Source organism: Promicromonospora kroppenstedtii DSM 19349, assembly GCF_000515355.1.
Classification (GTDB): domain Bacteria; phylum Actinomycetota; class Actinomycetes; order Actinomycetales; family Cellulomonadaceae; genus Promicromonospora; species Promicromonospora kroppenstedtii.
In genome coordinates this window covers 197,346-207,329 of sequence record NZ_KI911686.1, presented here as the reverse complement: position 1 = coordinate 207,329, position 9,984 = coordinate 197,346, and the positions used below count along the sequence as shown (strand labels likewise).

Annotated in this window: 7 protein-coding genes and 1 pseudogene; all 8 read right to left on the bottom strand. The window is 71.0% G+C overall.

Annotation, left to right across the window (positions count from 1 at the left end):
* Nucleotides 1–750: pseudogene (locus tag PROKR_RS35110) on the bottom strand (Ig-like domain-containing protein); the annotation flags it as partial.
* 200 nt (nt 751–950) lie between these two features.
* Nucleotides 951–2,351, bottom strand: coding sequence for an ATP-binding protein (locus PROKR_RS15580; protein WP_051433031.1), 1,401 nt, complete (start codon nt 2,349–2,351; stop codon nt 951–953).
* Nucleotides 2,352–2,391: 40 nt separating this feature from the next.
* The gene (locus PROKR_RS15575; protein ID WP_084800467.1) at nt 2,392–3,480 is read right to left on the bottom strand and encodes a polyprenyl synthetase family protein; all 1,089 of its coding nucleotides are present in this window, start codon (nt 3,478–3,480) and stop codon (nt 2,392–2,394) included.
* A complete protein-coding gene (nuoN, locus tag PROKR_RS15570; RefSeq protein ID WP_036964533.1) occupies nt 3,477–5,243 on the bottom strand; it encodes an NADH-quinone oxidoreductase subunit NuoN in 1,767 nt (588 codons plus the stop codon). The genes PROKR_RS15575 and nuoN overlap by 4 nt, the downstream gene beginning before the upstream one ends.
* On the bottom strand, nt 5,240–6,823 hold the full coding sequence (locus PROKR_RS15565; RefSeq protein WP_036964531.1) for an NADH-quinone oxidoreductase subunit M: 1,584 nt from the start codon (nt 6,821–6,823) through the stop codon (nt 5,240–5,242). The genes nuoN and PROKR_RS15565 overlap by 4 nt, the downstream gene beginning before the upstream one ends.
* Nucleotides 6,824–6,834: 11 nt before the next feature.
* A complete protein-coding gene (gene nuoL / locus PROKR_RS15560; RefSeq protein WP_036964529.1) occupies nt 6,835–8,760 on the bottom strand; it encodes an NADH-quinone oxidoreductase subunit L in 1,926 nt (641 codons plus the stop codon).
* A gap of 12 nt (nt 8,761–8,772) precedes the next feature.
* Nucleotides 8,773–9,072, bottom strand: a complete 300-nt coding sequence (gene nuoK, locus PROKR_RS15555; protein ID WP_036964528.1) for an NADH-quinone oxidoreductase subunit NuoK — start codon at nt 9,070–9,072, stop codon at nt 8,773–8,775.
* Entirely contained in the window at nt 9,072–9,896 is an 825-nt protein-coding gene (locus tag PROKR_RS15550) for an NADH-quinone oxidoreductase subunit J (RefSeq protein WP_036964527.1), read from the bottom strand. The genes nuoK and PROKR_RS15550 overlap by 1 nt, the downstream gene beginning before the upstream one ends.
* Nucleotides 9,897–9,984 lie beyond the last annotated feature (88 nt).

Here is a 9,984-nt window from a genome sequence, read left to right as displayed (position 1 = left end):
GCCGGAGGGCTGCTGCAGCCGCGCCTCGGCGCCGCCGGCCAGGTCCACGACGTCACCGCCGGGCAGCACCAGCGTCGCCGCGGTGCGGTCCAGCACCACCGGCCGGTCCCCGACGGCGGTCACCTCCAGCTCGGCGCCCTTGCCCACCGCGAGCTCGGAGTCGGTCACCTCGTCGACGGTGCCCGAGCCGTTGGTCGTGACGGTCGCGAGGCGGCCCTTGGCGGGCGCGGCGCCGAAGACCGTGCCGTCGGTCGCGACGGCGACCCGGGCGCCCGGCCCGAGCTCCGCCGTCGGGTCCAGGTCATCAGCACTGAACTGGACCGCGGCCTCGAACGGGAGCACCCACAGGCGGCCGTCCTCCGGGTCCAGCACCGCCGTGGTGTGCCCGCCCGAAGCGATGACGGCGCCGGCGGGCGCGCTCATGGTGCCGCCAAGTGTGAGCTGCGCCGGGTCGACCGGGCTCGCGGTGGCGGTGCCCGGATCCGTCATCAGCACCCGGTACTCCGCCTGCTGCACGTCGAACGTCGACGAGCCCGACAGCAGCGTGCCGTCCAGCGCCTGTGCCTCGTTGTTGAACCGGCCGAGAAGTCCCGCCGAGGTCTTGGTGACCCACACGCCGGAGTCGTCCAGGTCGACCCTGGCCGTGGACTCGCCCTGTTGCAGCAGCATGAGCAGGACCAGGGCCCCGCCGAAGACGGCGACGACGCCTCCGGAGACCGCCGAGCGCGTCGACACCTTCAATGCAGGCACAGGCTTTCCTCAAGGCTCGATCGGCGGCGGTGGCGGCAGCCTAGCCGTTGCCTCCGACAACCGGAACGTTAGAGGGTCTTCCTGGACGGGTGAATTCCTTAGCCTGGGACGAAGCACCAGGTCAGAGGCTTGATCACAACTTCGTCACTGTCTTCGGAACTGGCCCGGCGCTCAGACCGCCCGGTCCGCCAGGGACCCTGTCAGACGATTCGCCAGACCGCCCTGGGGTCCTTCGGCGACTGCCCCTCCCAGACAACGACCCCCAGATCCTGCAACTTCTGCAGGTGTCGGATGACAGTCGGGCGGGTGAGCTCCGCCATCTCCGCGACCTGCCCCGTACCCAACGGGCGCCCAGCCACCCGGAGAACCTCCAACACCTGTCGCGCTCCTCGTGAGAACTGGTCGGAGACCTCCCTGGGCACCGTGTCGAGCGCTGACAGGATCAACCGCACGCCGCTCTGTGTCTGCGTGTACATCGGATCGGTCAGACCACGGGCGCGCATCTCATCGAACATCCGCCGGATTCCTTCGCCGAGCTCCTGGGCGATGCCCAGGTCCGAACACACGCGCGCGATCCGCGGGTTACGCGCGTACCGACTTATGTCGAGCGGACGTTCCGGGTTGACGAGGCCCGGGAACCTACCGGGGCTCGAGATCTCGACACGGTCAGGGAACAGCTCGACCCGCACATGGTCGCCCACCATGCTGTAAGACCGGTGCAACACCGCGTTGACCAGGCCTTCGAGCCAGGCGTCGCGCGGCACGATCCCGGACGCCTCGAAGCGCCCGGAGCCCGTCAGCACTCGTCGACGGGGTAGCAGCCGCTCGATCTCCTGGGCGGCCCGATCGATCTGCTGCGGGATCGACCCCTCGCAGCGCACGTCGCCGGCGTCATCAAGGGTGAGTCTCGCTCCCGTGCCGCGATCCACATCCGTGTACCGCAGCACGCGCACGTGCGCGTTGGGGTAGAGCATCTGAGGCGAGGCCCCGAACAGAAGGTAAGCGGCGACCGTGAGCTCGCCCGAGCGGGTCAGCAGGCCCCGTGCACGCAGCATGCCCTCCGCGGACGCCGAGCCAATGGCGAGCCGGTACGCCTCCACCTGATCCGGATCGAGATCGTCGATCTCCGCACGAGCCCGGGTACCGTCGAACGGCGCAGAACCCCGGTCGTACTCGAGCTCCTGGCGTTGTGCAAATCCGAGGCGCCGTGACTCGTCGCCGACCCGCAGGTACACGTCTCCCTTGGCGGTCTCGTGAACGGCGTCTCCTGGATCGACGCGCAGAAGCAGGATGCACGCGTCACCCTCGAGCTCGACCTCCTCGACCCGAGCCCGGACGACGGGCCGGGTGAAGTCCTGGGCTGCCTGACGAAGAGCGTTGACCCGTGCCCGTGGCACACCGTCGACCGCGCCGTCGTGGAATCCGACGACGACGCAACCACCCTCGGCGTTGGCCAGCGCGACGAGCGGGACCGCGAGATCTTTCGGATCGACCCTGCCGGACTTGCGCTCGAACCACTGACCTTCAGGCAGCCGGGCAAGGCCGTCGAGCGCTTCCTCCCTTGGAAGGATCAACGTCTGGTCCACCTCGGCCGCGTACATGAATCTACTCTAACATTTTTAGAGTAGATTCATGCTGATCTCAGACCGCCCGGTCCGCCAGGGCCTGCGCGAACTGCTCCAGGGACTCCTTGACCGGCCCGTCCGGCAGCGGCGCGAGCTCCGCGGCCGCCTCGCGCGCCCAGCGCACCGCCAGCTCCCGGGTGTCGGCGAGCACGGAGTGCGCCCGCAGGCGCTGCAGGGCGCCCGTCAGCACCTCGTCCGACGACAGGTCGCCGTCGAGCGTCGCGAGCAGGTCCTTGTCGTCGTCGGTGGCGGAGCCCGAGGCGACGTGCTGGCGCAGCAGAAGCACCGGCATGGTCGGCACGTGCTCACGCAGGTCGGTGCCCGGCGTCTTGCCCGACGTCTCGCCCTCCGAAGCGACGTCGAGCACGTCGTCGGCGAGCTGGAAGGCGACGCCGACCTTCTCGCCGAACGCACCCACTGCCTCGATCTGCTCCCTCGGCGCACCGGCGAGCATGGCGCCCAGCCGGGCCGACGCCGACAGCAGCGACGCCGTCTTGTCGCTCAGCACCTGCAGGTAGTGGGCCACGGCGTCCTCGCCGTCGTCCGGGCCCATGGTCTCGTGCAGCTGGCCCATGCACATCCGCTCGAACGTCCGGGACTGCAGGATCACCGCCTCGGGCCCGAGCTCGGCCACCCGGGCCGAGGCGCGGGCGAACAGCATGTCGCCCACCAGGATCGCCACCGAGTTGCCCCACACCATGTGGGCCGCCGGGGCGCCCCGGCGCATCGGCGCCGAGTCCATGACGTCGTCGTGGTACAGCGAGGCGACCTGCGTCAGCTCGACCACCACGGCGGCGTCGACGACGCCGGGGGCCGCACCGTCACCCAGCTCACCCGTGAGCAGGGTGAGCAGCGGCCGGAACCGCTTGCCGCCCGCGTCGACGAGGTGCCGGGAGGCGCCGTCGGCCAGCTTGTCGGCGCTGGAGACGGCGTCCGACAGCACCCCGTCGACCACCGTCAGCCGGTCCGCGAGACGGGACGCCAGCTCCGGGTCCGTGATCGGCAGGCCGAGCGCGGTCGGGTCGGGCAGGTCAGTCGGAGCGGCCGGGAGTGCGGACGCCGACGTACCCGTCGTCGTCTGGGGCGGCAGCGGTACGGAGGTCACGGCACGAACTTACTTGCCTCTGCCACCAGATTAAGAACCAGAGACGGGAAAACGCCGAGAATCACCGTCGCGATCGCGCAGACAGCGATCGCCACGGCGGCCGGACCACGCGACCGCACCACCGTGACGACGACGCGCTGCGCGGCCGTGACCTGCACCTTGGTCGCGGTTGCGACGCCGCCACCCTCGGTCGGGCCTTCGCCGCCGTCGCCGGTCGAGCTCGTCGGGACCCCGGTTTCGACGGGCTCGGCCTGCGAGTCCGGCTCGACGGTCCCCGGCTGGAACACCATGACGACCAGCAGCCGCAGGTAGAACGCCACGGCGACCACCGACGCGAGCACACCGAGCACGGCGAGCCACCACAGGCCGCCCGACGTCGCCCCGGCGAACGCGCCGAACTTGGCGATGAACCCGGCGGTGAGCGGGATGCCCGCCATGGACAGCAGGAACAGGGCGAACGCCGCGGTGAGCCAGGGGGCCTTGCGCCCCAGGCCCGCCCACTGCGCGATCTCCGTGGCCTCGCCGAGCACCACGCCGTCGTCGGCCACGGGACCGTTGTCCTCCTGCGCCCCGGGCGTGACCCGGCGCTCCCGGACCAGCGTGACCACGGCGAACGCGCCGATCGTCGCGATGCCGTAGGCGAGCAGGTAGAAGAGGGTGGACGACTGGACCTGCGGGCCGAAGCCCGCGATGCCGACCAGCAGGAAGCCGGCGTGCGCGATCGACGAGTAGGCCAGCAGGCGCTTCACGTCGGTCTGCACGGACCCGATCACCGTGCCGACGGCCATGGTCAGCACGGCCACCACGACGACGACCACCTGGAGCTGCCGCATGATCTCCGGGTCGACCGCCTGCACGCCGATGGAGATCCGGTACAGCACCTCGACCAGGGCCGCGACCGCCGCCGCCTTGGTGCACGCGGCCATGAACCCGGTGATGGGCGTGGGCGCGCCGGTGTAGACGTCGGGCGTCCAGGCGTGGAACGGCACCGCGCCCACCTTGAACAGCAGGCCCACCGTCACCAGGAGCACACCAGCGACGAGCAGCGCGCTCATACCCTCCAGGGGCAGGGCGCCCTGCTGCACCCGCTGGGCGATCTCCAGGAGCCGTACCGTGCCCGCGAACCCGTAGATCAGCGCGACGCCGAAGATGAACAGGGCCGAGGCGAAGGCGCCCAGGAGGAAGTACTTGGCCGCGGCCTCCTGCGACAGGAGCCGGCGCCGGCGCGCCGTGGCGCACAGCACGTACAGCGGGAGCGACAGCACCTCGAGCGCGATGAACATGACGATCAGGTCGTCGGTGGAGGCGAAGAGCATCATGCCGCCGGCCGCGAACAGCAGCAGCGGGTAGATCTCCGTCTGCTCCAACCCGGACTTCCGGGCCAGGTCCTCGTACGAGGTGCCCGGCACCGCCGACGCCGTGGGCGCGAACGCGTCCTGGCCGGTGGCGGTGCGGTCGGCCACCACGAGCACGCCCAGGAAGGCGAGCAGGGCGATGATGCCCTGCGCGCCGAGCGCGAACGGTGTCAGCGTCACGCTGCCGCCGACCACCTGGACGGGCTGCGCCACGATCTGCGGCCAGAGGTACACGACGAACGCGAGCCCTCCGGCCAGCGCGGCCAGCGTGAGCACGATCTGGGTCACGCGGCGGGCCCTGGCCGGGACGAACGCCTCGAGGAGCACACCGACCACGCCCGCGCCCAGCACCACGATCAGCGGTGCGAGGGCGAGCCAGTCGATCTCGGGTGCCACGAACTCGTTCACTTGTCGCTCCCCATCTGCGCGGCGGCGTCCGCCGGTTCGTCGACCGCGATGGTCGTCGCCGACTGCTGCGCCGGCGCGTCCACGTAGGTCAGGGCGAGGCCCGGCACCAGGCCGAGCACCAGGAGTCCGACCACCAGCGGGGCCGCGACGATGCGCTCACGCGCCTTGAGGTCGGGCAGCACCTCGAGCCCCTCGGCCGGCGCCCCGGTGAAGATCTTCTGGTAGGTCAGCAGCACGTAGATCGCGGCGAGCACCACGCCCGGGATCGCCGCGACGGTCCAGGCGGCCGATCCGGCGGGGGCACCGCCGAACGCGCCGATCAGCACCATGATCTCGCTGACGAACGTGGCCAGGCCGGGCAGCGACAGCGTCGCCAGGCCCGCCACGAGGAACGTCCCGGCGAGCACCGGAGTGACCGACCGCAGGCCGCGGTAGTCCGTGATCCGCTGCGACCGCTCCGGGTGGCGGGCCACGAGGAACCCCGCCACCAGGAACAGCGCGCCGGTGGCCAGCCCGTGGTTGAGCATCATGAAGCTCGACCCGGCGGTGCCCAGCGGCGTGAACGTGAAGATGCCCAGGATGATGAAGCCGAAGTGGCTCACCGACGTCCAGCCGACCAGGCGCAGCAGGTCGGTCTGCATGATGGCCATGATCGCGCCGTACAGCACCGAGATGACGGCGAGCGCGATCACGAACGGCGCGGCCCAGCGCGACGCCTCCGGGAACAGCGGCAGGCACAGGGTCAGCATCCCGAAGGTGCCCACCTTGTCCAGCACGCAGATCAGCAGGGTGGACGTGCCAGGGGTGGCGTTCCCCGCGACGTCGGGCAGCCAGCTGTGCACCGGGACCATCGGGGCCTTGATCGCGAAGGCGACGAAGAACCCGACGAACATGAGGCGCTCGGCGATGGTGCCGAGGTTCACGCCCACCAGCTCGTCCAGAAGGAAGGCCTTGCTCGGGTCCACGCCCGCGCCGACCGCGAGAAAGTACAGCGCGATCACCGCGGCGAGCATGATGAGCCCGCCGCCCAGGCTGAACATCAGGAACTTCACGGCCGCCTGACGCCGGCCGGCGCCCTGCCCGAACCCGCCGATGAGGAAGTAGGCGGGGATCAGCATGGCCTCGAACAGCACGTAGAACAGGAAGACGTCGCGCGCGGCGAACACCGCCACCATGAACGCCTGGAGCAGCAGCACGAGGCCCACGAACCGGCGCAGGCGCACCTCGTCGCGCCCCTGCTCGTTCCAGGCGGCCAGCAGCACCAGCGGCACCAGCACCACGGCCAGCGCCACGAGCAGCAGGCCGACGCCGTCGACGGCCACCGCGTAGGAGGTGCCGATCTGCGGGATCCAGGCGTGGGTCTCGGCGAGCTGGTGCTCGGCGGCGGCGCCGGTGTCGAAGGCGAGGAACGCCCCGACCAGCAGGACCACCTCGACCAGCGAGAACACCAGGGCGATCGGACGGGCCAGGCCGGTCCCCGCGTTCGCGGAGCCGGTCCGGGAGCGACCGAGCGCGCCCAGCGCCACCACCGCCGCGCCGACCAGCGGCCACGCGATGAGGGCGGTCAGCCAGGGAAACATCTCTCCTCCGATCACTGGGCACCACCGAGACCCACCACGAGCCACACGACGACGGCGATGACGAGCACGCCGCCCGCCATGCCCGCCGCGTACGAGCGGACGTACCCGGTCTGCGCCTTGCGGAACACCCCGCCGAACCACGAGACCGCCTGCGGCAGCACGCTCCAGCCGCGGTCGACGACGTCCCGGTCGCCGACCTGCACCACGCGGGCCAGCCCGTAGCCGGGCTTCATCACGAGGGTCTCGTTGGCGGCGTCCTGGTAGAGGTCCCTGCGAGCGGCCCGCGTGAGGACGGAGCCGCGCGGAGCCTCCTCGGGGACCAGGTTGACGGCGTACATCCGGAACGCGAGCAGCGCCCCGAGCACGACGACGACGAGCGTGGCGGTGATGATCACCGGCACCGGCAGCACGGGCTCGTGGTGCTCGGCGTGTCCGGTCACCGGCTCCAGCCACGTGGTGAACGTGCCGCCGATCCCGAGCACGAGGCCCAGCGCGGCGGAGCCGACGCCGAGGAAGACCAGCGGCCACCACATCAGGGGCGAGCCCTCGTGCGGGTGCTGGTTCTCGGTCCAGCGCGGACGGCGTCCGCCGAACGTCATGAAGAACAGGCGCGTCATGTAGAACGCGGTGATCGCGGCGCCGAGCACGGCGACCGTGCCGAACACCCACGCCCGCCACGGCTGGCCCTCGACCGGGATGAACGCGGCCTCGATGATGCCGTCCTTGCTCCAGAAGCCGGAGAACGGCGGGATCCCGAGGATCGCGAGCCAGCCCAGGCCCATCGTGATCCAGGTGATGGGCAGGAACCGCGACAGCCCGCCGAAGCGGCGCATGTCGGTCTGGTCGCCCATCGCGTGCATCACCGAGCCGGCACCGAGGAACAGGCCCGCCTTGAAGAAGCCGTGCGTGAGCAGGTGGAAGATCGCGAACGCGTACCCGGCCGGGCCGAGGCCCGCGGCGAGCATCATGTAGCCGATCTGGGACATCGTGGAGGCGGCGAGCGCCTTCTTGATGTCGTCCTTGGCGCAGCCGACGATCGCCCCGAACAGCAGGGTCACCGCGCCGACCAGCACGACGACGAGCTGCGCGGTGGGTGCCGCCTCGAGGATGGCCCCGGAGCGCACCATGAGGTAGACGCCGGCGGTGACCATGGTGGCGGCGTGGATGAGGGCGGAGACCGGTGTCGGGCCGGCCATCGCGTCGCCGAGCCAGGCCTGGAGCGGGAACTGCGCCGACTTGCCGCACGCGGCCAGGAGCAGGCACAGCCCGACCGCGGTAGCAGTGGCCTGCGACATCGCACCGACGGAGTCGTCCGACAGGACGGTGCCGAAGTCCAGGGCGCCCGCGTGGGCGAACAGCAGCGCCATGGCGGCGATGAGCCCCATGTCGCCGATGCGGTTCATGACGAACGCCTTCTTGGCCGCCACCGCGTTCTCGCGCGCCGAGGGCCGCCCCGTGTCCCAGAAGCCGATGAGCAGGTACGACGCGAGTCCCACGCCCTCCCAGCCCACGAAGAGCAGGAGGTAGGAGTCCGCGAGGACCAGCACGAGCATCGCCGCGACGAAGAGGTTCAGGTAGGCGAAGAACCGGCGCCGGTCCGGGTCGTGGTCCATGTAGGCCACGGAGTAGATGTGGATGAGCGTGCCGACGAAGGTCACGAGCATCACGAAGGTCACCGACAGCGGGTCCAGCCGGAGGCCGAGGTCCACGCCCAGGTCACCCGCGGACAACCACGTCCACAGGTGGTGGTCCACGCTGCGCTCCTCGACCGGCGTGCCGATCATGCGGAACATCAGGATGAAGGCGACCACCATGGAGGCACCCGAGGCCAGCACGCCGAGCCAGTGGCCCCAGCGGTCGGTGGCCCTGCCACCCAGCAGCAGGATCGCCGCGCCGATCAGCGGGAAGCCGACCAGCCAGGGGGCGAGCCCGATCACTTCGTTCACGTCTCAGCCCTTCAGCAGGTTGACGTCGTCGACCGAGGCCGAGCGGCGGGTACGGAAGATCGTCACGATGATGGCGAGGCCGACGACGACCTCGGCGGCGGCGACGACCATGACGAAGAACGCGAGCACCTGGCCGGTCAGGTCGCCGTGCATCCTGGCGAAGGTGACGAAGGCGAGGTTCGTGGCGTTGAGCATGAGCTCCACGCCCATGAAGACGACGATCGCGTTGCGGCGCAGCAGCACGGTCGTGGCTCCGACGGCGAAGAGCACGGCGGCCAGGACCACGTAGTTGGTGATGTCCATCAGGCCTCTCCCTCACGCGTTCCGGTCGAGCGGGACCCGCCGACCTGGGCCTGGGTCTCGACGAGCTCGGTGCCCGGCGCGTGCGGGGCCGCCTTCTCCTGGCCGCGGATGCGCAGCACCCGCGACACCGACTGCGGCACCTGCTCGCCGTCCGGCCCGAGCGCGGGCGTGTCCATCGCGTTGGACGTGGCGTAGACGCCCGGCGACGGCAGCGGGGTGAGCACCACGCCGTCGGGCAGGGCACGGATCCGCGCGTCGGCGACGGCGCGCTGGTCCTGCTTGGGCGTGAGCCGGCGCCGGTGGGTGAGCACGAGCGCGCCCACGGCGGCCGTCACGAGCAGCACGCCCACGGCCTCCATGGCCAGCACGTAGTCGGCGAACAGCACGCGGGCCAGGCCCTGCGGGTTCGCGACGCCGCCCGGGTCTCCCCCGTTCAGCCCGACGGCGGGCGGGAACGCCGCGCGCCCGACCACGCCGCCCAGGACGATGGCGAGGCCGATGCCGATGAGCAGACCGATCCAGCGCTGCCCGCGGATGGTCTCGGTGAGCGAGTCCGACGCGTCGACGCCCACGAGCATCAGCACGAACAGGAACAGCATCATCACCGCGCCCGTGTACACGACCACCTGCACGACGCCGAGGAACGGCGCCTCCTGCGCGATGTACAGGATGGCCATGCTGACCATGACGAACACGAGGCACATCGCCGCGTGCACGGCCCGCTTGACGAACAGCAGGCCCAGCGCGGCGAGCACCATGAGCGGCGCGATCACCCAGAACAGGACGGTCTCGCCGCCGGAGATCTCCAGCCCGGCGGGGGTCATGCCGTCACCCCCGGGCGGCCGGAGCCGGCCGCGTCGCTCGCCAGCACGCGCACGGAGCCCACGGCGGCGGCGCCCGCGGACTTCTCGG

Coding starts and splice junctions, on each gene's coding strand:
- PROKR_RS15565 (WP_036964531.1), bottom strand. CDS start 6,823: ATGTTTCCCTGGCTGACCGCCCTCATCGCGTGGCCGCTGGTCGGCGCG.
- PROKR_RS15580 (WP_051433031.1), bottom strand. CDS start 2,351: ATGTACGCGGCCGAGGTGGACCAGACGTTGATCCTTCCAAGGGAGGAA.
- PROKR_RS15550 (WP_036964527.1), bottom strand. CDS start 9,896: ATGACCCCCGCCGGGCTGGAGATCTCCGGCGGCGAGACCGTCCTGTTC.
- nuoK (WP_036964528.1), bottom strand. CDS start 9,072: ATGGACATCACCAACTACGTGGTCCTGGCCGCCGTGCTCTTCGCCGTC.